At 66.1% G+C, this 20,137-nt stretch carries 20 protein-coding genes; 11 read left to right on the top strand and 9 right to left on the bottom strand.

All coding sequences use genetic code 11. From position 1 onward, the window contains the following. Nucleotides 1-2: 2 nt before the first annotated feature. The 3 genes from EV283_RS01100 to EV283_RS01090 all read right to left on the bottom strand — a co-directional run bounded on the left by EV283_RS01100 (nucleotide 3) and on the right by EV283_RS01090 (nucleotide 3,101). Nucleotides 3-518: an EF-hand domain-containing protein gene (locus tag EV283_RS01100; protein WP_165391663.1), complete on the bottom strand. Its 516-nt coding sequence runs from the start codon at nucleotides 516-518 to the stop codon at nucleotides 3-5. A 111-nt stretch (nucleotides 519-629) separates the two neighbouring features. Next, complete coding sequence (locus EV283_RS01095) at nucleotides 630-1,406, bottom strand: thioesterase family protein (protein WP_130322019.1); 777 nt, start codon at nucleotides 1,404-1,406, stop codon at nucleotides 630-632. 90 nt (nucleotides 1,407-1,496) lie between these two features. Then, on the bottom strand, nucleotides 1,497-3,101 hold the full coding sequence (locus EV283_RS01090) for a class I adenylate-forming enzyme family protein (RefSeq protein ID WP_130322017.1): 1,605 nt from the start codon (nucleotides 3,099-3,101) through the stop codon (nucleotides 1,497-1,499). A gap of 73 nt (nucleotides 3,102-3,174) precedes the next feature. On the opposite strand from EV283_RS01090, the gene EV283_RS01085 reads away from it, so the two are divergent. Together EV283_RS01085 and EV283_RS01080 are read left to right on the top strand one after the other, a co-directional pair. Beyond that, nucleotides 3,175-3,789, top strand: a complete 615-nt coding sequence (locus EV283_RS01085) for a glutathione S-transferase N-terminal domain-containing protein (RefSeq protein ID WP_130322015.1) — start codon at nucleotides 3,175-3,177, stop codon at nucleotides 3,787-3,789. Nucleotides 3,790-4,228: 439 nt separating this feature from the next. Next, a complete protein-coding gene (locus EV283_RS01080; protein WP_130322013.1) occupies nucleotides 4,229-5,533 on the top strand; it encodes an MFS transporter in 1,305 nt (434 codons plus the stop codon). 126 nt (nucleotides 5,534-5,659) lie between these two features. On the opposite strand, the gene EV283_RS01075 is transcribed toward EV283_RS01080, so the two are convergent. Next, nucleotides 5,660-6,040 carry a hypothetical protein gene (locus EV283_RS01075; protein ID WP_130322011.1) on the bottom strand — a complete coding sequence of 127 codons (381 nt, stop codon included), beginning with the start codon at nucleotides 6,038-6,040 and terminating at the stop codon, nucleotides 5,660-5,662. A gap of 101 nt (nucleotides 6,041-6,141) precedes the next feature. Further along, on the bottom strand, nucleotides 6,142-7,386 hold the full coding sequence (locus EV283_RS01070; RefSeq protein WP_130322009.1) for a TetR/AcrR family transcriptional regulator: 1,245 nt from the start codon (nucleotides 7,384-7,386) through the stop codon (nucleotides 6,142-6,144). A gap of 156 nt (nucleotides 7,387-7,542) precedes the next feature. On the opposite strand from EV283_RS01070, the gene EV283_RS01065 reads away from it, so the two are divergent. The 9 genes from EV283_RS01065 (at nucleotide 7,543) to EV283_RS01025 (ending at nucleotide 15,364) form a co-directional block, all read left to right on the top strand. Beyond that, complete coding sequence (locus tag EV283_RS01065) at nucleotides 7,543-8,826, top strand: acyl-CoA dehydrogenase family protein (RefSeq protein WP_130322007.1); 1,284 nt, start codon at nucleotides 7,543-7,545, stop codon at nucleotides 8,824-8,826. Nucleotides 8,827-8,990: 164 nt separating this feature from the next. Then, a complete protein-coding gene (locus EV283_RS01060; RefSeq protein WP_130322005.1) occupies nucleotides 8,991-10,073 on the top strand; it encodes a Zn-dependent alcohol dehydrogenase in 1,083 nt (360 codons plus the stop codon). A gap of 8 nt (nucleotides 10,074-10,081) precedes the next feature. Then, nucleotides 10,082-11,125 carry a phosphotransferase family protein gene (locus EV283_RS01055; protein ID WP_130323802.1) on the top strand — a complete coding sequence of 348 codons (1,044 nt, stop codon included), beginning with the start codon at nucleotides 10,082-10,084 and terminating at the stop codon, nucleotides 11,123-11,125. 131 nt (nucleotides 11,126-11,256) lie between these two features. Next, nucleotides 11,257-12,021, top strand: a complete 765-nt coding sequence (locus EV283_RS01050; RefSeq protein WP_130322003.1) for an SDR family oxidoreductase — start codon at nucleotides 11,257-11,259, stop codon at nucleotides 12,019-12,021. A gap of 13 nt (nucleotides 12,022-12,034) precedes the next feature. Beyond that, the gene (locus EV283_RS01045) at nucleotides 12,035-12,832 is read left to right on the top strand and encodes an SDR family oxidoreductase (RefSeq protein ID WP_130322001.1); all 798 of its coding nucleotides are present in this window, start codon (nucleotides 12,035-12,037) and stop codon (nucleotides 12,830-12,832) included. Next, complete coding sequence (locus EV283_RS01040; RefSeq protein WP_130321999.1) at nucleotides 12,832-13,161, top strand: hypothetical protein; 330 nt, start codon at nucleotides 12,832-12,834, stop codon at nucleotides 13,159-13,161. The genes EV283_RS01045 and EV283_RS01040 overlap by 1 nt, the downstream gene beginning before the upstream one ends. Nucleotides 13,162-13,308: 147 nt before the next feature. After that, nucleotides 13,309-14,016 (top strand): guanitoxin biosynthesis heme-dependent pre-guanitoxin N-hydroxylase GntA, encoded by a 708-nt coding sequence (gntA, locus tag EV283_RS01035; protein WP_056411032.1) that lies wholly within the window; start codon nucleotides 13,309-13,311, stop codon nucleotides 14,014-14,016. A 5-nt stretch (nucleotides 14,017-14,021) separates the two neighbouring features. Further along, nucleotides 14,022-14,636 carry an urea carboxylase-associated family protein gene (locus EV283_RS01030; protein ID WP_242615827.1) on the top strand — a complete coding sequence of 205 codons (615 nt, stop codon included), beginning with the start codon at nucleotides 14,022-14,024 and terminating at the stop codon, nucleotides 14,634-14,636. 113 nt (nucleotides 14,637-14,749) lie between these two features. Beyond that, nucleotides 14,750-15,364, top strand: a complete 615-nt coding sequence (locus tag EV283_RS01025; RefSeq protein ID WP_130321997.1) for a superoxide dismutase — start codon at nucleotides 14,750-14,752, stop codon at nucleotides 15,362-15,364. Nucleotides 15,365-15,485: 121 nt separating this feature from the next. On the opposite strand, the gene ispZ is transcribed toward EV283_RS01025, so the two are convergent. The 4 genes from ispZ to EV283_RS01005 all read right to left on the bottom strand — a co-directional run bounded on the left by ispZ (nucleotide 15,486) and on the right by EV283_RS01005 (nucleotide 20,119). Then, complete coding sequence (gene ispZ, locus EV283_RS01020; RefSeq protein WP_130323798.1) at nucleotides 15,486-16,088, bottom strand: septation protein IspZ; 603 nt, start codon at nucleotides 16,086-16,088, stop codon at nucleotides 15,486-15,488. 160 nt (nucleotides 16,089-16,248) lie between these two features. Beyond that, on the bottom strand, nucleotides 16,249-17,184 hold the full coding sequence (ftsY, locus tag EV283_RS01015; RefSeq protein ID WP_055878512.1) for a signal recognition particle-docking protein FtsY: 936 nt from the start codon (nucleotides 17,182-17,184) through the stop codon (nucleotides 16,249-16,251). Beyond that, nucleotides 17,181-18,428, bottom strand: a complete 1,248-nt coding sequence (mtaB, locus tag EV283_RS01010) for a tRNA (N(6)-L-threonylcarbamoyladenosine(37)-C(2))-methylthiotransferase MtaB (RefSeq protein ID WP_130321995.1) — start codon at nucleotides 18,426-18,428, stop codon at nucleotides 17,181-17,183. The genes ftsY and mtaB overlap by 4 nt, the downstream gene beginning before the upstream one ends. A 65-nt stretch (nucleotides 18,429-18,493) precedes the next feature. Continuing rightward, the gene (locus EV283_RS01005) at nucleotides 18,494-20,119 is read right to left on the bottom strand and encodes an EAL domain-containing protein (RefSeq protein ID WP_130321993.1); all 1,626 of its coding nucleotides are present in this window, start codon (nucleotides 20,117-20,119) and stop codon (nucleotides 18,494-18,496) included. Between the last annotated feature and the right edge of the window lie 18 nt (nucleotides 20,120-20,137).

The raw sequence follows: 20,137 nt of genomic DNA, 5'->3' as shown, positions 1-20,137 counted from the left end.
CGTTATCGGGCGGGCGCGGGCGGGGTGGCGCCCTGGCGGCGTTCGCGCCGGTCGACATGGCGCATCTCGGCGGCATTCGCGCGCTCGGTCGCATCGATCATGCCGTCATGATTGGCGTCGATCCGGTCGAACCGCTTGAGTGCGCGCGCCTCGAATTCCTCGCGCGTGACGCTGCCGTCGCCGTTCGGATCCATCCGCCGGCCCATCCCGTCATGCTTGGCGCCACCCGGCGGCGGGACGGGGACATCGCGACCGCTCGCCACCATCCGGTCGTGCAGCGCGGTACGATAGGCGCGCATCTCGCCGGCGGTGACCCGCCCGTCACGGTCGGTATCCATCTGCGCAAAGCGCGCGTCGGCCTGCGCGATCGCCTCGGCGCGTGTCGCGACACCGTCGCGGTTCGCGTCCTGGCGGATCGGCGGGCGCGGGGGCGCGGGGGCAGGGTTGGTCTGCGCGGCGCCCGCCACGGAGGCGATCGCGCTGGCGGCGAACAGGAGTGGTGGGACGATCTTGCGCATGTCGGTCTCCGGCGGAGGGGTAAGAATTCCCATCGAATGCCGCTGGTCTACGCCTCGCTTGTCGCAGGGCTTTGCCGCCGCGTCGCGAATATGTCGCAAGATATGTCGGGCTCAGGCGAAGATCGCGACGCTCTGCATCTGTTCGGCGACCGGCGTGCCGTCGGCGTTCCAGATCGCCATCTGCTGGCTCGAACTGCCCTCGCGCGTGTAATCGGTGGTCGCGCGGAGCAGCCACCAGCCGTCGCGCGTCACCGGCCGGGGCCCGAGGATATTGAGCAGCCATGTCATCGAACTGAGCGGGGCAGGGCCGCCGAGCAGCTTGAGCGCGGCAGGTGGCAGGCAGTCGGCGATCGCGATTAGCTCGACCATCGGATCGAGCCCGTCGCGCTCCGCCAGCCGCGCCCAGCGCAGCCATTCCGACGGCCCGACGCCGTCGTCGCGGCGATCGAGCAGGTCGAAGTTGCGCGAGAACGCGACCGCGCTGTGACCGCGGAACGTCTGCGTGTCCGGCCCCGGCATCGGAAACTCCGGCGCGCCGCCGGTCTGGTGATCGACGCGCGAGGCGACCGGACCCATGAACACGAACGTCGCGCGCAGCCCGAGCCCGGCTGCGCTCTCGACGTCGACCTGGACGAACGCGGCGTTGCGCCCGCGCCGCAGCCGCTGCGCGCGGATCGTGATCTCGCCCGACAGCGGCCCGATGAACGACACCTGCGCGGACCGCAGCGGCGGCAGGTCGGTGTCGGACCGCTGCGCGGCGTGGAGCGCGAGCGCGGCGGAGAAGCCACCATAGGCGGTGCGCCCTTGCGTCCAGTTCTCCGGCACCGTCCCGCGCCAGCCGCCTTCGATCGGCTCCAAGGCGTCGATTGCCTGTTTGAGACTGGTCATCTTGGTCCTTTCATCCTCCGTCATCCTGGGGGCGACCCAGGATCCAGAGCCAAGGGGCGGAGCATTCGTGCTTCTGGATCCTGACTTTCGTCAGGATGACGGCGGGGGCGGGGGCGGGGATAGCGGAGACGCGCCGAGCCGGTCGCGCAGTTCGCGCTTAAGGACCTTGCCGATCGCGCTGCGGGGCAGCTCGTCGGCGAAGTGGAGCGCGGACAAGCGCTGCGTCTTGCCGAGTTGCGCGTTCGCCCAGGCCAGAATCGTCGCCCCGACGTCGGTCGCACCCGCCCGCGGCACGTAGAAGCCGACCGGCGTCTCGCCCCACGCTTCGGACGGCACCCCGACCACCGCGCAGTCCGCAACCGACGAGTGCTGCGCGAGCACCGCCTCGAGATCCGACGGATAGACGTTGAAACCGCCCGAGATGATCAGGTCCTTCTTGCGATCCATCAGCGTCAGGAACCCGTCCGCATCGAACCGGCCGACGTCGCCGTGGCGGATGTAGCGGTTGCCGTCCGCATCGTGCCATTCGGCCTCGCGCGTAGCCTGCGCGCGGCCGTGATAGCCGTTCATCATCGCCGGGCTGCGACCGACGACTTCGCCCATCTCGCCCGGCGCGACCTCGTTTCCCTCGTCGTCGATCAGGCGGATCTCGTGGCCGGGCATCGGCTGGCCGACGGTGTGCAGCTTGGTCGCATTGGCGGTGGCGTTGAGCGCGCAGCTCGCGCCGCCCTCCGTCATCCCGTAAAATTCGACGAGCACACCCGGCCAGCGCGCGACCACGTCGGCCTTCAGCGCGGCGGAGAAGGGCGCGCTGGTGCTGGTCTTGAAGCGGAACGCCGACAGGTCGAAGTCGTCGAAATCGGGGAGTGTCATGATCCGCTGATACTGCACCGGCACCAGCATCGTGTGCGTCGCGCGGTACCGCTGCGCCAGTTCGAGATACGCGCGCGCGTCGAATTTCCCCATCAACACGACGGTGCCGCCCCAGCCCAGAGTCGGCAGGAAGCTGACCAAAGTCGTGTTCGAATAGAGTGGCGTGGCGATCATCGTGACCGCGGTGTCGAACCCCGCGGCGGTATTGCGCGCGATATGCGCCCAGCGCATCGCGTGGCTCTGGACGATGCCCTTGGGCGTGCCGGTGGTGCCCGACGAGTAGATGATGTTGAACGGATCTTCGGGCGCGATGGTAACGGGGGTGGGCTTGGCGCCATCGGGCGAGAGCCATTGACCAAAAGCTTGTTCCCCCGCGAAGGCGGGGGCCCAGGCTGGGCTCCCGCCTTCGCGGGAGAACAAGACCACGCGCGCGGTAAGATGCTGACCCTCCAACGCCCGTGCATTCTCGACATCAAGGAGCACGATCGGCGCGCCGCTATCGGCGATCATCGCTGCGATCGCCGCCGGCGTGGCGGACGGCGCGATCGGCGTTGCGACGCAGCCGGCGCGTACCGTACCAAGGAATGCGGCGGCATAGTCGGTCGTCGGCGCGGCGACGATTGCCACCGCCGTGCCCGGCGCCACGCCATCGCGTTGCAGTGCCGCCGCGACGCGGTCCATCATCGCATCGAGCATCCGATAGTCGATGCTGCCCTGGGCGTCGGCTACCGCGACACGATCGCCGCGTTCGAGCGCGTGGGCGCGGATCAAATCGGGCAGGGTGGCGAAGCTCGTGGCGAGCATGTCTGCGGCGGTCGTCATCGCTGCATCGCTAGGCGAACGTCGCGGGCAATGCCATACGGTATATTCGAAAATCGATATCGAGGAGATGCCGATGCTGTTCTACGATAGCGCGCTGCCCGCGCCCAACCCGCGCCGCGTTCGCATCTTTTTGGCCGAAAAGCATGTCCGCGTGCCCATGGCGCAGATCTCGATCCCCAAGGCCGAGCATAAGTCGGACGCGTTCCTGTCGGTCAACGCGCTCGGGCAGACGCCCGCGCTGGCGTTCGACGATGGCCGCGTGCTGACCGAAAGCGTCGCGATCTGCCGCTATTTCGAGGTGCTCCACCCCGAACCACCGATGTTCGGGCATGGCGCACATAACATCGCCGAGATCGACATGTGGACCCGGCGGATCGAATTGCGCCTGATGACCCCGCTATCGATGGTCTGGCAACATACGCATCCTTGGACCGCGCGGATCGTGAGGCCGCAATATACCGAATTCGGCGAGAGCCAGCGGCCGCGCGTGCTGGCCGCGATGGCGGAGTTCGATTCGGCACTCGACGGTCGCGACTGGCTTGATGGCGAACGCTACACGATTGCCGACATCGTCCTGCTGACGACGATCGATTTTGCGACGTTTGTTGGTGTGCCGATGCCCGAGACGCTGACGCATTTGCGTGCGTGGCATGTACGGGCCTCTGCGCGGCCGAGCGCTGCCGCGTAGTCGAGTTCCGATCTGAATAGGTCGGCTCGGCCGTCGGCTATCGCGGCGGGGGACTTGTCGACGCCTGGCAACGGTCGGGCGGACGTTTTCAGGGTAAGTCGGTATTGCACGTAAAAGACGCTTTGCAATGTCGCGAATCTATGCGAGGGAGCCCGCATACCCGGTATTCAGATTGCCCGGGCGGTTCGCTGACTTAGAGATTGCGGACATGCGCCAGGCTACGACGTTGGAGAGGGGATAAGGCGGAAGAGCGACCCGAGCGAGGACGCATCTTCCGCCGTCCTTCTCACGATCCCCGGTCATACCCTTAAAATTACGAAACCGAGCTGTGCGGCGGCAATCGCGGTGCATCATGATCTTTGATCGATGCAGCTTTCGCTTGTCTGGTACGTCCGCCCTGTCCTAGCTTAGAGCCTGTTTCGATTTCGAGGTATTGTCGATGGCCACAGCGTATCAGTCCCATCCCGAGATCGCCGACACGCTGTCGATGAAGCGACGAGGCCTGACGCTCGCGCTGCTCACCTTCACGTATTTCTTCAGCTATATGGACCGCCAGATCCTTGCGATCCTGCTGGAGCGGATCAAGGCGGATCTGGTGCTGACCGATACGCAGCTCGGATTGCTGTCGGGGTTGGTGTTTGCGATCTTCTACGCGACGCTCGGCATCCCGGTCGCGCGGCTGGCGGATCGGACGAACCGGCGCAACATCATCGCCGCCAGCCTGACGATCTGGAGCGCGATGACCGCGCTGTGCGGGCTCGCGCAGAATTTCACGCAGCTGATGCTGTTCCGGATCGGTGTCGGCATCGGCGAGGCCGGATCGAGTCCACCCAGCCATTCGATCATCGCCGATCTCTATCCCCCCGAAAAGCGCGCGAGCGCGATGGCGGTCTATTCGCTCGGCGTGGTGCTCGGTGCGGGCTTCGGTACGCTGATCGGCGGGGTCGTGGCGCATTCCTATGGGTGGCGGATCGCGATGATGACCGTCGGACTGCCGGGAATCGCGCTCGCCATCCTCGTCCGGCTGTTCATGGTCGAGCCGCGCCGCGGGCTGTCCGACGCTGCCCGCGCGGCCGAGGCGACGCCGATGCCGAGCGTCGGCCAGGGCTTCGCGTCGATGTGGGCGAGCGCGCCGGCGCGGCATCTGGTGGTCGGCGTGACGCTCACCTCGATGATCGGCTATGCGCTGACGGGCTGGGGGCCGAGCTACATGCAGCGGTCGCTGGGCGTGTCGATGCTCGATATCTCGCGCTATATCGCGTTGCCGGGCGCGTTGTTCGGCGCGGTATCGGCGCTGGCCGGCGGCAAGATCGCCGACATGCTCGCCAAGCGCCACGGGCTGCATGTGCAGGCGTGGGTGGTGCTGGCGATGAAGGGGCTGTCGCTGCCGTTCGCGCTGGCCTTCTACCTGATCGACGCGCCCGCGATCGCGATCGGCAGCTATTTCGTGTCGCTGATCTTCGCGAATTCCTACCTCGGGCCGAGCTTTGCGCTGATCCAGCATCTGGCGCCGTTGCAGATTCGCGCGATGTGGGCCGCGATTACGTTGCTCGTCATCAACCTGGTCGGGTTGGGGCTCGGGCCGACGATGGTCGGCTGGCTCAGCGATCTGCTGAAGCCTGGGTTTGGTGAGGATTCGCTGCGCTATGCGCTGGTGATCATCGCGCTGATGACGCCCTGGGCGCTGTTTCATTACTGGCGCGCTGGGGTTCTTCTCAAGCGGGCGGAGGACGCGGTCAGGTAGGCGCGCCGTCGTCGTGGCGACCTTCGGGTGGTATCGCGAGGGCGGCGTTCGGAACCCTGGGTCCTGACTTTCGTCAGGATGACGGAAAAAGGGGGGGGGGCGTGCAGCGGCACAGGGCCCTTTGCGTCAGTGCGGCGCTGCGGCTGGCCCGTCCAGTATCCACGCGAGCGCGGTCGCGCGGTCGTCGAATACCGCCATGTCGTCGCGGACCGAGGCGATCCGCTTGACCTGCAATCGCGCGAGCTTGCCTTCGGTGTAGAGCGCCACCTTGCGCGACTTCAGCGGCATCGACACCGCTACGCGTTGCAGCATCGAGATCACCTCCTGCGGCTGGATCGCGGACTTCGAGAAGTTGCACAGCAGCAGGTGGCGCTTACCCGTCGCCAGCACGCGGCGCGCCTCGCGGTCCAGGTCGCGCAGGAAATTCTCGACATGCGGGATCGTCCAGAAACCCGATGCCTCGACCTCGATGATGCCCGTGTCGAGATCGGTCGTGATACTATGCATGGCGCCCTCCGTGGAGCGCCGGAATCGGCGGCAAGCCGTTAACGCGACGTAACCAATCCGATCCGGCTGCGAATGTGCGCCGATCCGGGGTCAGTCAGGTTTCACGCCTTGGCCACCTGATCGTCGAACAGCCCGAACATAAGCGTCGAGGCATACATCGCCACCGCGCGCTCGCGCGGCATCGTTGACGCCCATTTGCGCATGTCGAACGCCGCGTTCTGTAGCGCCATCAAAGCCTGCGCCGCGATCAGCGCATCGACGGCGCGGATCGAGCCCTCGCCGATCCCGTCCATCATCATGCCCGCATAGCGGCGCGCGATGCCGTTCGAACGATCGACCATCGCGTTGCGCACACCGACCGGCAGGCCGCTGAGTGCGGTGGTGCGCAGCAGCGGCCCGCGCTCGGCGAACTGCACGTCAAGCAGCGTCGCGACCGTGCTCGACAGCTTGTGCCAGTAACTCCCGCCCTCGGCCTCGCCGCGGCTTTGCGCATCGGCGATCGTGTCGAAGCTGCGCTGGTAGCAGGCGATGACCAGATCGTCCTTCGCATCGAGATGATGGTAGAAGCTGCCCTTGGTCACGTTCAGCTCGGATGCGATCTTCTGCACCGACGCGCCGCGATAACCGAGCTCGTTGATCAGCCGGGTGGCGGCCAGCAGGAACGCTTCGCGTCCCGGCTCAGCCTCGTCATGGCTGAGGTCGAGCAGCGTCGGCGACCATTTGGCGGCCTTGCCTGCGATGCCGTGCGCGAACACGTCCATCAGCCGCTCCTCGACGCGGCCATATTGGTCGGGCTCATACCGGGTCAGCCAGATCGGCAGCCAGAAGGTGTTCTCAAGCAACACGTGTGCGCGTGCGCCGTTGAGATCGGTCTGCGCGCGCGACGACGCTGGTCCCCAGAGCAGCCGCGTCCGCCGGAACACCTCGCGCCAGCCCGCCATCAGCCGGCCGCGCATCGGTTCCTCGGTGGCGCGCAGATCGGACAGGACCGCGAACGCCTTCTCCTCGCCGCGCTGGATCCGGTTCAGCCGATCCATGTTGAGCGCGAGATAGCGGCGGACGCGCGCCTCGGGCGTCGCCTCTTCCATCGCCACATCGAGCATCGCGACCAGGGATTCGAGCGTGTTCTCGAACGCCGCCGCCGCGAGGTCTTCCTTGCGCTTGAAATAATAGGTAACGCTCGTCGTGTTGAGCCCGACGCGCCGCGCCACGTCCGCGAACGTCATGCCCTTGGCACTCTGCTCGTTGATCGCTTCTGCCGCCGCGGCGAGGATCGCATCACGCTTCGCACGGAAGCGCTTGGTACCCTGTTCGCTCTCGTCGCTGGCCTCTGCCGGAACCTTCATCGAAACACCCTAACAGCTTCGATTTGAAGATACAGTGCTTTTTAGGCGCTTTCAGGGCGGACTTGAAAACATGCTTTCGGGGGCCCTCCACACGCTTTACCGAATACGCGGTATGGTTTAACCCGCGTCCAAAGCGATGACGAATGGAGAGCCCGCATGGATTTCAGCCTCACCGAACGAGAGACGTATTTCCGGGATCGGGTGCGCGATTTCATCGATCAGAATATCCGCCCGCGCCAGGCCGATTACGACGCGCAGGAGCATGAGGGAGAGCGCTGGAAGGTGCTCCCGGTGATCGAGGAGATGAAGGAAAAGGCCAAGGCCGCAGGGCTCTGGAATTTCTTCATGCCGCCGCATTCGGGGCAGACGCATGTCGACGATTCGTTCGAGTTCGAGGGGACGCAGCTCACCAATCTCGAATATGCGTTATGTGCCGAGGAGATGGGCAAGATCGGCTGGGCGAGCGAATGCTTCAACTGTTCCGCGCCCGATACCGGCAACATGGAGGTGTTCCACCGCTATGGCACGCGCGCGCAGAAGGAGGCGTATCTGGGGCCGCTGATGCGTGGCGAGATCCGGTCGGCGTTCCTGATGACCGAGCCGGCGGTGGCGTCGTCGGATGCGACCAATATCGAGACGTCGATGGTGCGGGACGGCGATCACTATGTCATCAACGGGACGAAATGGTGGTCGAGCGGCGTCGGCGACCCGCGCTGCAAGATCGCGATCGTGATGGGCAAGACGTCGTTCGAGGGATCTCGCCATCAGCAGCAGAGCCAGATCCTCGTGCCGCTCGATACGCCGGGCGTGACGATCAAGCGGATGTTGTCGGTTTATGGCTATGACCACGCGCCGCATGGTCATGGCGAGGTCGTGCTCGAGAATGTCCGCGTACCAGTCGAGAACGTGCTGCTGGGCGAGGGGCGCGGGTTCGAGATCGCGCAGGGTCGGCTCGGGCCGGGCCGCATCCATCACTGCATGCGCACGATCGGTGTCGCCGAGACCGCGATCGAGGCGATGGCCAAGCGGCTGCTGACCCGCGTCGCATTCGGCAAGCGGATCGCCGACTTCTCGGTCTGGGAAGAGCGCATCGCCACCGCGCGGATCGATATCGAAATGACTCGCCTGCTGTGCCTGAAGGCGGCGGACATGATGGACAAGGCGGGCAACAAGGCCGCGCAACTCGAAATCTCGATGATCAAGGTGGCGGCGCCCAACATGGCGCTCAGGATCCTGGACGACGCGATCCAGGCGCATGGCGGCGGCGGCGTGTCGGGCGATTTCCGGCTGGCACACGACTGGGCGGCGATGCGGACGCTGCGCTTCGCCGATGGTCCGGACGAGGTCCACAACCGCTCGATCGCGCGCAACGAGTTCGGGAAATACGGGGACTTTCGAAAGGGCGGCCTGTCGAGTGGGGATATCGGGGTGAGCCGGTAATTTCCCATTAGACCTGGGCCAAATTTCTCCCCTCCACGCCCGTCACCCCAGTGTAAGCTGGGGTATCCCAGTTGGCTGATGCCGCGACCCGGAACGGGGAGATCCCAGCTTTCGCTGGGATGACGGGTTGGGGGGGGCTCACCTCAAAGAAGCGAAAGGCAGACATGAAAGCCGCCGTCCTTTTCGAAGCCAACACTCCGCTCAGCATCGAGGACGTGACCGTCTCGAAGCCCGGCCCGCGCGAAGTCCTGATCCGGACGATGGCGGTGGGCGTCTGCCGCTCCGACCTGCATTTCGTCGACGGCGCCTATCCGCACGCGATGCCGACGATCCCCGGCCATGAGGCGTGCGGTGTCGTCGAGGCGGTCGGCGACGAGGTCGGCATGGTCAAGGTTGGCGATCATGTCGTCACCTGCCTGTCGGCGTTTTGCGGCCACTGCGAATTCTGCGTCACCGGCCGGATGGCGCTGTGCATCGACAGTTCGGTGCGCCGTCCCAAGAGCGCGCCGCCGCGGCTCATGCTTGGCGACCGGCCGATCGCGCAGATGCTCAACCTGTCGGCCTATGCCGAGATGATGCTGGTCCACGAACATGCGTGCGTCGCGATCGACCGCGACATGCCGATGGACCGCGCCGCGTTGCTCGGCTGCGCGATCACCACCGGGGCGGGGGCGGTGTTCAACACCACCGACGTGACGCCGGGCGAGACGGTGTGCGTGGTCGGGTGCGGCGGGATCGGCCTCGCGGCGGTCAACGCGGCCAAGATCGCGGGCGCGGGCAAGATCATCGCGCTCGATCCCGTTCCCGAGAAGCGCGCGATGGCGGAGAAGCTCGGTGCGACGCACAGCTTCGACGCGTTGTCGGACACGGCGGCGGACGAGGTCGTCGCGCTGACCAAGGGCGGCGTGCACCACGCGATCGAGGCGGTCGGGCGCGCGCAATCGGCGGCGACCGCGGTCAAGGTGCTCCGGCGCGGCGGCACCGCGACGATCCTGGGCATGATGCCGCTCGGCGAGAAGGTCGGGCTGTCGGCGATGGACCTGCTGTCGGGCAAGAGGTTGCAGGGCGGGTTCATGGGCTCGAACCGGTTTCCGGTCGATATTCCGCGGCTCGTCGACTTCTATATGCGCGGGCTGCTCGATCTCGACACGATCATCGCCGACCGGATGCCGCTCGAGCGGATCAACGACGCGTTCGACGAGCTCCGCCGTGGCGATACGACGCGCAGCGTGATCACCTTCTCGTGACCAACAGCATGGAGGGCACGATCGCGGTCGGCGACAAGGACCGGCTCGATCTTGATGCACTAGGCGCGTGGATGACGGCCAACGTGCCGGGCTTTGCCGGGCCGCTGACCTACGCGAAGTTCGCCGGCGGCCAGTCGAACCCGACCTATCGCCTCGATACGCCCGGCCGCGCCTATGTGCTGCGACGCAAGCCGTTCGGCCCGATCCTGCCCTCCGCGCACGCGGTTGACCGCGAATATCGCGTGATCGCCGGGCTCCACCCGACCGGCTTTCCCGTCCCGAAACCCTATGGGCTGTGTGAAGACCCCGGCGTCATCGGCGCGGCGTTTTATGTCATGGAGATGGTGGAGGGCCGGACGATCTGGGACGGTGCGATGCCCGACGCGTCACCGGCCGAGCGCACCGCGCATTACGAGGCGATGGTCGACACGCTCGCCGCGCTCCACACCACCGACTATGCGGCGGCGGGGCTCGGCGATTACGGCAAGCCCGGCAATTATTTCGAGCGTCAGGTTGGTCGCTGGACCAAGCAATATCGCGCCGCCGAAACCGAGCGCATGGAGTCGGTCGAGCGGTTGATCGAATGGCTGCCGCGCACGCTGCCCGAACAGACGCGGACCTCGATCGTCCACGGCGACTACCGCATCGACAACATGATCTTCGCGCCTGCGGAGCCGAAGGTGGTTGCCGTGCTCGACTGGGAGCTGTCGACGCTTGGCGATCCGCTCGCGGACTTCTCGTACCTGCTAATGAGTTGGGTCACCGAGCCCGAGGGGCGCTCGGGCGTCCTCGGGATGACCGGGCCGGAGACGGGGATCCCGACGATCGAGCAGGTCGTCGAACGCTATTGCGCCGCGACGGGTCGCGACGGCGTGCCCGACCTGAACTGGTATTTCGCGTACAACCTCTTCCGGCTGACCGGGATCGTCCAGGGCATCAAGAAGCGGATCATCGACGGCACCGCATCGAGCGCGCAGGCGGAGAAGACGGTGGCGAAGATTCACGGGCTTGCGGATGCGGCGTGGGGCTTTGCGGTGAAGGCGGGGGCGTGAGCAACGCTGTCGCTCCGGCCCTATCCGTCATCCCAGCGAAAGCTGGGATCTCCCCGTTGGAGTCGCGGCGCCAGCCAACGGGGAGATCCCAGCTTTCGCTGGGGTGACGGTATTGATGCGGGGGGAGTAGAATGACGCAGTTCGACCTGACCGGAACGGTCGCGATCGTCACCGGATCGTCGCGGGGTATCGGCCTCTCGTCCGCGCGCGAACTCGCCGAGCATGGCGCGAAGGTCGTGATTTCCAGTCGCAAGCAGGACGCGTGCGATACCGTCGCCGCTGAACTCAACGCCAAGCATGGCGACGGCACCGCGATCGCGATCGCGGCCAACATCTCCGACAAGGCGGGCTTGCAGAGCCTGGTTGACCAGACACGCGCGCGGTTCGGGCGGATCGACACGCTGGTCTGCAACGCGGCCTCCAACCCCTATTACGGTCCGCAGGCGGGAATTGCCGATGAGCAGTTCCGAAAGATTCTCGACAACAACATCGTCTCCAACCACTGGCTGATCCAGATGGTCGCGCCCGAGATGATCGCGCGGCGGAGCGGCAGCATCGTCATCATCTCGTCGATCGGTGGCTTGCGCGGCTCGCCGGTGATCGGCGCCTATTGCATCAGCAAGGCCGCCGACATGCAACTCGCGCGCAATCTCGCGGTCGAGTTCGGCCCTGCGAACGTCCGCGTGAACTGCATCGCGCCCGGCCTGATCAAGACCGACTTCGCGCGCGCGCTGTGGGAGGATCCCGATCGTATCGAGGCCGCCAACACGCGCGTGCCGCTGCGGCGGATCGGCGAACCCGAGGAGATCGCGGGCGCGGTCGTCTTCCTCGCCTCGTCCGCGAGCGCGTTCATGACCGGCCAGACGATGGTCATCGACGGCGGCGTCACGATCTAACCGGAGAACCCCCATGCGTTTCGAGAACAAGTCGATCATCGTCACCGGCGCAGGCTCGGGCATCGGCCGCGCGGCGGCGCTGTTGTTCGCGGCCGAGGGTGGCCACGTCATCGTCGCCGACAGGACCGAAGGCGCGGACGAGACCGCGCATCTGATCACGCAAGCAGGCGGCACCGCAAAGGCGATCCGCATCGACGCCGGGATCGAGGACGATGTGATCCGCGCGGTGACGCTCGCGTGCGACAGTTTCGGCGGGCTCGACGTGATGTTCGCCAATGCGGGCATCTCGGGCGGGATGGCGAACCTGTTCGATACCGACGTCGCGCTGATCACCGAGGTGCTGCGGGTCAACCTGATCGGCCCGTTCCTCGCGATCAAGCACGCCGCGCCGCGCATCGCCGAACGGGGGAGGGGTGCGATCGTCCTGACCGCCAGCGTCGCCGGGATCCGCTCGGGCGCGGGATCGCCCGCCTACTCCGCGTCGAAGGCGGGTGTCATCAATCTGGCCGCCGTCTCCGCGCAGCAGCTCACTGGCTCCAACGTCCGAGTCAACGCGATATGCCCGGGGCTCACCGAGACCGGCATGACCAAGCCCGTCTTCGATTATGCGCGCGAGGCCAACAAGATGGACCGAGTCGGCCGTCTCAACCCGCTCCAGCGCGGTGCACAGCCCGATGAACTCGCCAAGGTCGCGCTGTTCCTCGCCTCCGACGATGCGAGCTACGTCAACGGGCAGGCGATCGCGGTCGATGGCGGGCTGTCGTCAAGCCACCCCGTGACCCGCCAAGACTATGGCAGGACCGCGGCCTGATGGCGCGAGAAGCCCCGCTGTCGACGCCGGACGGGCGGTATATCGTCGTTCGCGGGCGGCTGTGGCGCAAGGCGAACCCAGGATTGTCGGACTCGGAGCGGGAGTCCTTCGTACATGATCTGATGAATGCGCGCCGGGCGGTTGGCCAGGCTCGACGTAGCGGCGATGAGTCCGCCGAGCACGCCGCGCATGCGGCGGTCGACATAGCGAAGCGCAAACTCGGCGAAAGAGGTCCGGTATGGTGGACGGACGGCGCCCCCGATCTGAACCGGCATATGGCGCGAACGACACCCTATGCGGCGTGGTTCTCCACAATAGACGCGTCGTGAAGATTTGGGGCCGACTCGCGTAACTCTCTACAGTCCGGCGATATTAACTGTAGCGCATTGGCAAATATCACCCCTTGTCGCGGCCGTAATCGCCTTAACCCACGGCAATGGGCGGAACACGCGGCGCCGCAAAGCGTCCTTGGTCCCATGGAAATCCAGCACTCATCCCTATTCCCCTGGCGCCACAAGGATCAGGACACGCACGTCGCGCTGCTCCGCGATCACATCGCTGAGGCCAGTTTCCCATGCGTCGGCGCCAAGGCCGCGGTCGCGAAGGGGACGCTCGAGGTGCTGTCGTGCAACCGGATCGATAGCGCGTGGGACGATGTGCGGATCCATGACGGCCTGCTGACCTTCGCGGCCGCGTATCGCGAGGATCCCGCGTTGTTCCGGAGCTTTGCCGTCGTGTTCGACGAACCCGTCACGTTCGACGAACCGACGTTCGAGCGGCATCTCTGGAACCGTATCCAGTCGCTGTCCGACAAGGATGTCTGGCGCGGCCAGGATTACGACGCGCGCGTGAGTGCGGATCCCGATAGCCCGCATTTTTCGCTGAGCTTTGGCGGCGAGGCGTTTTTCGTGGTCGGGCTGCATCCCAATGCGAGCCGCCCGGCGCGACAGTTCGCGCGTCCGACGATGGTATTCAATCTCCACGACCAGTTCACGATCCTGCGGGCGCAGGGCCGGTATGAGACGATGCGCGAAAAGATCATGGTGCGCGACGAGGCGATCGCAGGGTCGCGCAACCCTATGCTCACGCGTCACGGCGAACTGAGCGAGGCCCGGCAGTATAGCGGGCGCTCGGTGGACGAAGTCTGGCGTTGCCCGTTCTCCTACCAGGGATCATCGCAGTGAGTGGCATGATGCAGGCACCGACGATCCACGAGATCCCCGAGCGGAGTGGGGCCGCATTCCGGCTGGCGCGCGGCGAGATCCTGACGGTGATCGATCCCCGCGGCGAGCAAGTCGCCGATCTGCTCGCCTTCGCGGCGGACGATATGGATGAGGTGATGTCGTCGGGCCGAACGCTTGATTATGCCGAGACGATCTATCTGACGACAGGGCATAAACTTTATTCGAACCGGTCGCGGCCGATGTTGGAGATCGTTGCGGACGACGTCGGCCGGCATGATTTCCTGCTCACGCCGTGCTCCCACGATACGTTTCACCACTTCTATCCGACGCTCCCGCCGCATCGGGGCTGCTTCGGTAATCTGGCTGCGGCGCTCGAGCCGTACGGCGTGGTGCCCGACCGGATACCCACGGCGTTCAACTGCTTTATGAACGTGCCGATCGACGCCGAGACGGGGAAGCTTCGCGTGCTGCCGCCGATCAGCAAGGCGGGCGATCAGATCGTGTTCCGCGCGGCGATGGACCTGGTGATCGGCTTGACGGCGTGCTCGGCGCCGGACTCGAACGGCGGTACGTTCAAGCCGATCCACTATACAGTCGGCCCTAACCCGCGGCTCGACTAGGCATGGGTCGGGCGCGGGTTCCGCCGACCGTACGCTTGCGTAACGACTTTGTGGGGACCATTTGGGGGCCGCGGGCGTTTGACGTCCGACCCCATTCACGAAGGAGACTCCTGATGGCTTTCGAACTTCCGCCGCTGCCTTACGCCTATGACGCGCTCGAGCCGGTGATCGACCAGGAGACGATGAAGTTTCATCACGACAAGCATCACGCCGCCTATACCAACAAGCTGAACGAGGGCGTCGAGAAGGACCCCGCGCTGGCTGGCAAGACGATCGAGGACATCCTCGGCATGATCTCGTCGCTGCCGCCGCTGGTCCGCAACAATGGCGGCGGCTTCTGGAACCACGACTTTTTCTGGAAGACGATGGCGGCCAAGAGCGGCCAGGCGCCGTCGGGTAAGCTGGCCGAGGCGATCGAGCGCGATTTCGGCGGTCTCGACAAGCTGAAGGACGAGTTCAACACCAAGGGTGCGGGCCAGTTCGGGTCGGGCTGGGCATGGCTGATCGCCGACGATAGCGGCAAGCTGAAGGTCACGAGCACGCCGAACCAGGACAACCCGCTCATGGACGACGCCAAGGAGCCGGGCACGCCGTTGCTGGGTAACGACGTGTGGGAGCACGCTTATTACCTGACGTACAAGAATGATCGTCCGGGCTATCTGAAGGCTTGGTGGGACATCGTGAACTGGGACGTCGTCGGAGAGCGCTACGCAAAGGTCGCGGGCTGACTGTGACTTCCCCTCCCGCTTGCGGGAGGGGCTAGGGGAGGGGGCTACGTACGTACTGGCGTCCAGTGCGTTGGGTCAGGCCCTCCCCCAACCCCTCCCGAGCGGGAGGGGAGAAGTAGGATCACCCTTCGGGCGGCAGGTCGGTCACGGCTTTGTCGCCCGTTTGCAATCCGTGCTTCAGCAGCATCGGAATGTTCGCGAACGCGAAGATCAGCGTCAGCGGGATCGCGCCCCACAGCTTGAAGCCGACCCAGAAATTCCAGCCGGCGTCCTTGCCCCACGCCGCCAGCGTGTAGCGCCAGACGAATTCGTTCAGCAGCGCCATGAAGATGAAGAACACGACCCAGTTGCGCGTCAGCTTGTGCCATCCTTGCGCAGTAAGGCCGGGATAGGCGCTTTCCAGCAACGACTGTAGCAGCGGGCGCCCGGTCAGCAGCCCGAACAGCAGGATTGCGGCGAACATCGTGTAGATGATCGTCGGCTTCATCTGGATGAAGCGCTGGTCATGGAAATAGATCGTCAGCCCGCCGAACACGATGATCAGCGCGCCCGACATCCACAGCATCGGCGAGATGTGCCCCGCCTTCACCTTCGACACGATCATCGCCGCGACCGTGGCGATGATGAACGCGGTGGTGGCAGCGATCACGCGCGCGATCGGTACGCCCGGCGTGAGGAAGTTCACCGCGAAGAACACCGCGAGGGGGCCATAGTCGATCGCCATGCGGAGACCGGGGGACAGGAGGGATTTGGTGGAGGTCACGAGGTCAATCCAAAATACCGTTCGTCCTGAGCGTAGTCGAAGGACATGCCACAAACGGGCCAGTCCTTCGACTACGCTCAGGACGAACGGACAAAAGAGGGGCAGGGCAAAACCGGTCGCGTTACTTTCGAACGCTCTCCACGCCCGCGATGATCCGGCTCACCTCGTTCGCGTCGAACGGGCGCAGGTCGGTCATGCCTTCGCCGATGCCGATCGCATGGATAGGGAGGCCGTATTTCTCCGCCGCCGCGACCAGCACGCCGCCGCGCGCGGTGCCGTCGAGCTTGGTCATCACCAGGCCGGTGACGCCCGCGACCTCCTTGAAGACCTCGATCTGCTGGAGCGCGTTCTGGCCGGTGGTCGCGTCGAGCACGAGGACGATGTCGTGCGGGCTCTCGGGGTTGATGCGGCCGAGCACGCGGCGGATCTTGGCCAGCTCGTCCATCAGTTCGCGCTTGTTCTGGAGGCGGCCCGCGGTGTCGACGATCAGCACGTCGATGCCCGTCTCGGTCGCCTTCTTGACCGCATCCCACACCACGCCCGCCGCGTCGCCGCCCTCGGGGCCGGTGACGATCGGCACGCCGACGCGCTCGGCCCAGGTGCGCAGCTGGCCGATCGCGGCCGCGCGGAACGTGTCGCCCGCCGCCAGCATCACGCCGTAATCCTGCTCCATCAGCAGATGCGCTAGCTTGGCGATCGTTGTTGTCTTGCCCGAGCCGTTGACGCCGATCACGAGGATCACCTGCGGGCGCGGGAAGGCGTCGATCTCGATCGGCTTGGCGACCGTGGCGAGGACCTTCTCGACCTCCTCGGCGACGATCACGCGGATGCCGAGCTCTTCCATGTTGCGCTCGAAACTGCCCTCCGAAAGGCGATGGCGGATCCGGCCGGCGGTCTCGGGGCCGAGATCGGAGGCGATCAGCGCCTCCTCGATATCGTCGAGCGTCGAGTCGTCGAGCCGTGCGCCGCCGAGGCCGGCGAGGTTGCCGACGAGCCGGTCGGACGTGCGCTTGAAGCCGCCGATCAGCTTGTCGTGCCAGGTTGGGGTGGTGCTCATGTCAGTTCCCGTGTTGCGCGGAGGCGGTCATTGGTCGCGCCGGTGATCGTGATGCGGACGATGTCGCCGGGTATGGCGGGTTCGTCCAGTAGGACTTCGGCGAAATTGCAGATATGCCCGCGATCGCCGGGGCGCTCGACGAGCAGGTCCTGGCGCGTGCCGACCAGCGTCTGCAGCCAGCGCGCGCGCGCTGCCTCACCGGCTTGTCGAAGGATCGCGGCGCGATCGCGGCGTATCTCCGGATCGACCTGCGGCATCCGCGCGGCGGGGGTGCCGGCGCGGGGTGAATAGGGGAAGATGTGCGGGTGGACGATCTGGCAGTCGTCGATCAGCGCGCGCGTGTTGGCGAACATCGCCGCGTCCTCGGTCGGGAAGCCGGCGATCAGGTCCGCGCCGATCGCGATGTCGGGCCGTGCGGCCTTGAGGCGGTCGACCAGTGCGACGCTGTCGGCGCGCGAATGCCGCCGCTTCATCCGCTTGAGGATCATGTCGTCACCTGCCTGGAGCGAGAGGTGGACGTGCGGCAGGATCCGTCGCTCGGTCGTCAGCAGCGCGAACAGCCGATCGTCGATCTCGATGCCGTCGAGCGACGACAGGCGCAGGCGTTCCAGCGCAGGCACGTGGTGGAGGATGCGCTCGACGAGGTGGCCGAGCGTCGGCGCGCCGGGCAAATCGGGGCCGTAGCTGGTCAGGTCGACGCCAGTGAGGACGATCTCGCGGTGGCCCGCATCGACGAGCCCGGCGATCCGCTCGACGACCGCACCCGCTGGCACCGACCGGCTCGGGCCACGACCGAACGGGATCGCGCAGAAGGTGCAGCGGTGGTCGCAGCCATTCTGCACCTCGACGAACGCGCGAGCATGGGCGGAGAAGCTCGCGGCGAGATGCGGCGCGGTTTCGCGGACCTGCATGATGTCGCTGACGAGCACCGGGGCGGGGGCGTCCCACGCGGCGCTAGTCAGCTTGTCGGCGTTGCCGATGACCCGGTCGACTTCGGGCATCGCTGCGAAGCTGGTGGGGTCGATCTGTGCCGCGCACCCAGTGACGACGATCTGCGCCTCGGGGTGGTCGCGTTTCGCACGGCGGATCGCGACGCGCGTCGCCTTCACCGCGGCGTTGGTGACCGCGCAGCTGTTGACCACGACCATGTCCCGCCCGGCGACGAGCGCGCGGATGGTCTCGCTTTCGGCGATGTTGAGGCGGCAGCCGAGGCTGATGACCTCTGGCGCGGGGGCGGGTGACATGCGCGCGATTTAGGAGCCGGCGGGTGCGAAGTCCACGCCTTGCGTTCGGGGGCGGGTGCGGACGGTCAGCTGGCCAGTCGTGGCGCGATGCCGCGAGGCGGTGGCGAGTCGCGGTCCGGCCGCTGCGCCAACAGCCGCTTTTCCGCGAGCAACCGCCGGACCTGCGCCGCGCCGAGCGGTCGGCCGTAAAAATACCCCTGGCCCTTTGCGCAGCCGATGCCGCGCAGTCGCTCCTCGACCGCGGCATCCTCGATGCCTTCCGCGGTCGTCGGCAGGTTGAGGCTGTCGCCCAGCCGGACGATCGTGTTGACGATCGCCATGCTCTCGGGATTGTCGAGGATCGAGCTGACGAAGCTCTTGTCGATCTTGATCCGGTCGAACGGCAGCGCGCGCAGATGCGCGAGGCTCGAATAGCCGGTACCGAAATCGTCGAGCGCGAGACGGATACCCTGGTTCTTCAGGCTGCCGACGATCGACTGCGCGAGCGGAAGATTGTCGAACAGCGCGCTTTCGGTGATCTCGATTTCCAGCCGGCTGGCGGGAAAGCCGGTCTCGACCAGCGTCTTGATGATCTTCTGTGCAAGCCACGCGTCGCGCAGTTGCAGCGGCGAGACATTGACCGACAGGCTGAGCCCCGCGTCCCAGTCGCGCGCGGCGGCGAACGCCTGGCGCATGATCGACAGCGACAGCTCGCCGATCACGCCAATCTCTTCGGCGATCGGAATGAATATGTCGGGCGCGATTGAGCCCCTGGTCGGATGGTCCCAGCGGGCGAGCACTTCGAACCCGGTGATGCGGCCGGTGGTCAGGTCGATCTGCTGCTCGAAATAGGGAACGATCTCCTGCGCAGGAATCGCGTTGCGCAGGCCCGCCTCGAGTTCGCCGCGCAGTTTCAGCGAGCGTTCCATGGAATTGTCGAACCAGGCATGGCGCCCACGCCCGCCGGTCTTGGCGGCGTGGAGCGCGATATCGGCATTGCGCAACAGCGAGTCGACCGAGGTGCAGTCGACGTCCGACCGGGCGATGCCAATCGACACGCCCATATGGATATCGACGCCGTTGGTACGGAATGGGAGCGCGAGGCCCGCCACCAGGCGCTCGGCGATCCGGTCAGCGACACTCCGATGTGCGGAATCGAACACGAACGCGCAGGCGAACTCGTCGGCCCCGAGCCGCGCGAGCAGGCTAGTGCTTGGTGCGATCGCCGCGATCGTCTCGGCGACATAGGCGAGCAGCAGGTCGCCGATCGCATAGCCGTGCAGGTCGTTGACGCTCTTGAAATGGTCGATGTCGATCGTCAGCATGGCCATCGCCTTGCCGCGGCGGCGCGTACTGGCGAACAGAGTCGCGCCTTCCTCGGACAGGCTGCGGCGGTTGAGGAACCCGGTCAGCGGATCGCGCTGCGCGAGCGCCTGGGCGCGGCGACCGGCCTCGGTCAGGTCGCTCAGTTCGACCGCCAGCGCGCGATAGCGGAACCAGCCGAACAGGATCAGCGAGACGTTGAGCAGCATGGTCGCGATCAGCGTACGGTCGATCGTAGCGCCGCTGCCGTGCAGATGCGCCAGCGCCTTGACCAGTACCGTACCGCCGGTGCCAACGAACAGCAGGATCGCGGCACCCGTGGCGGCACCGGTCATGAATTCCCGACTGATGTTGCGGGGCGCACGCGTCGCCGCCGGCTTTGCGATCATGAGGGGTGTCCGGTCCTT

This window comes from Sphingomonas sp. BK036, assembly GCF_004216825.1.
Classification (GTDB): domain Bacteria; phylum Pseudomonadota; class Alphaproteobacteria; order Sphingomonadales; family Sphingomonadaceae; genus Sphingomonas.
The sequence above is the reverse complement of the archived record's forward strand: the minus strand, read 5'-3'. Positions and strand labels throughout refer to the sequence as shown.

What these genes read in the sequence shown, in the direction of transcription:
- EV283_RS01055 (WP_130323802.1), top strand. Translation starts at nt 10,082, where the DNA reads ATGGAGGGCACGATCGCGGTCGGCGACAAGGACCGGCTCGATCTTGAT.
- EV283_RS01100 (WP_165391663.1), bottom strand. Translation starts at nt 518, where the DNA reads ATGCGCAAGATCGTCCCACCACTCCTGTTCGCCGCCAGCGCGATCGCC.
- EV283_RS01045 (WP_130322001.1), top strand. Translation starts at nt 12,035, where the DNA reads ATGCGTTTCGAGAACAAGTCGATCATCGTCACCGGCGCAGGCTCGGGC.
- EV283_RS01005 (WP_130321993.1), bottom strand. Translation starts at nt 20,119, where the DNA reads ATGATCGCAAAGCCGGCGGCGACGCGTGCGCCCCGCAACATCAGTCGG.
- EV283_RS01030 (WP_242615827.1), top strand. Translation starts at nt 14,022, where the DNA reads ATGATGCAGGCACCGACGATCCACGAGATCCCCGAGCGGAGTGGGGCC.
- EV283_RS01075 (WP_130322011.1), bottom strand. Translation starts at nt 6,040, where the DNA reads ATGCATAGTATCACGACCGATCTCGACACGGGCATCATCGAGGTCGAG.
- EV283_RS01080 (WP_130322013.1), top strand. Translation starts at nt 4,229, where the DNA reads ATGGCCACAGCGTATCAGTCCCATCCCGAGATCGCCGACACGCTGTCG.
- EV283_RS01090 (WP_130322017.1), bottom strand. Translation starts at nt 3,101, where the DNA reads ATGACGACCGCCGCAGACATGCTCGCCACGAGCTTCGCCACCCTGCCC.
- EV283_RS01025 (WP_130321997.1), top strand. Translation starts at nt 14,750, where the DNA reads ATGGCTTTCGAACTTCCGCCGCTGCCTTACGCCTATGACGCGCTCGAG.
- EV283_RS01085 (WP_130322015.1), top strand. Translation starts at nt 3,175, where the DNA reads ATGCTGTTCTACGATAGCGCGCTGCCCGCGCCCAACCCGCGCCGCGTT.
- mtaB (WP_130321995.1), bottom strand. Translation starts at nt 18,428, where the DNA reads ATGTCACCCGCCCCCGCGCCAGAGGTCATCAGCCTCGGCTGCCGCCTC.
- ispZ (WP_130323798.1), bottom strand. Translation starts at nt 16,088, where the DNA reads ATGGCGATCGACTATGGCCCCCTCGCGGTGTTCTTCGCGGTGAACTTC.
- EV283_RS01070 (WP_130322009.1), bottom strand. Translation starts at nt 7,386, where the DNA reads ATGAAGGTTCCGGCAGAGGCCAGCGACGAGAGCGAACAGGGTACCAAG.
- EV283_RS01040 (WP_130321999.1), top strand. Translation starts at nt 12,832, where the DNA reads ATGGCGCGAGAAGCCCCGCTGTCGACGCCGGACGGGCGGTATATCGTC.
- gntA (WP_056411032.1), top strand. Translation starts at nt 13,309, where the DNA reads ATGGAAATCCAGCACTCATCCCTATTCCCCTGGCGCCACAAGGATCAG.
- ftsY (WP_055878512.1), bottom strand. Translation starts at nt 17,184, where the DNA reads ATGAGCACCACCCCAACCTGGCACGACAAGCTGATCGGCGGCTTCAAG.
- EV283_RS01095 (WP_130322019.1), bottom strand. Translation starts at nt 1,406, where the DNA reads ATGACCAGTCTCAAACAGGCAATCGACGCCTTGGAGCCGATCGAAGGC.
- EV283_RS01060 (WP_130322005.1), top strand. Translation starts at nt 8,991, where the DNA reads ATGAAAGCCGCCGTCCTTTTCGAAGCCAACACTCCGCTCAGCATCGAG.
- EV283_RS01065 (WP_130322007.1), top strand. Translation starts at nt 7,543, where the DNA reads ATGGATTTCAGCCTCACCGAACGAGAGACGTATTTCCGGGATCGGGTG.
- EV283_RS01050 (WP_130322003.1), top strand. Translation starts at nt 11,257, where the DNA reads ATGACGCAGTTCGACCTGACCGGAACGGTCGCGATCGTCACCGGATCG.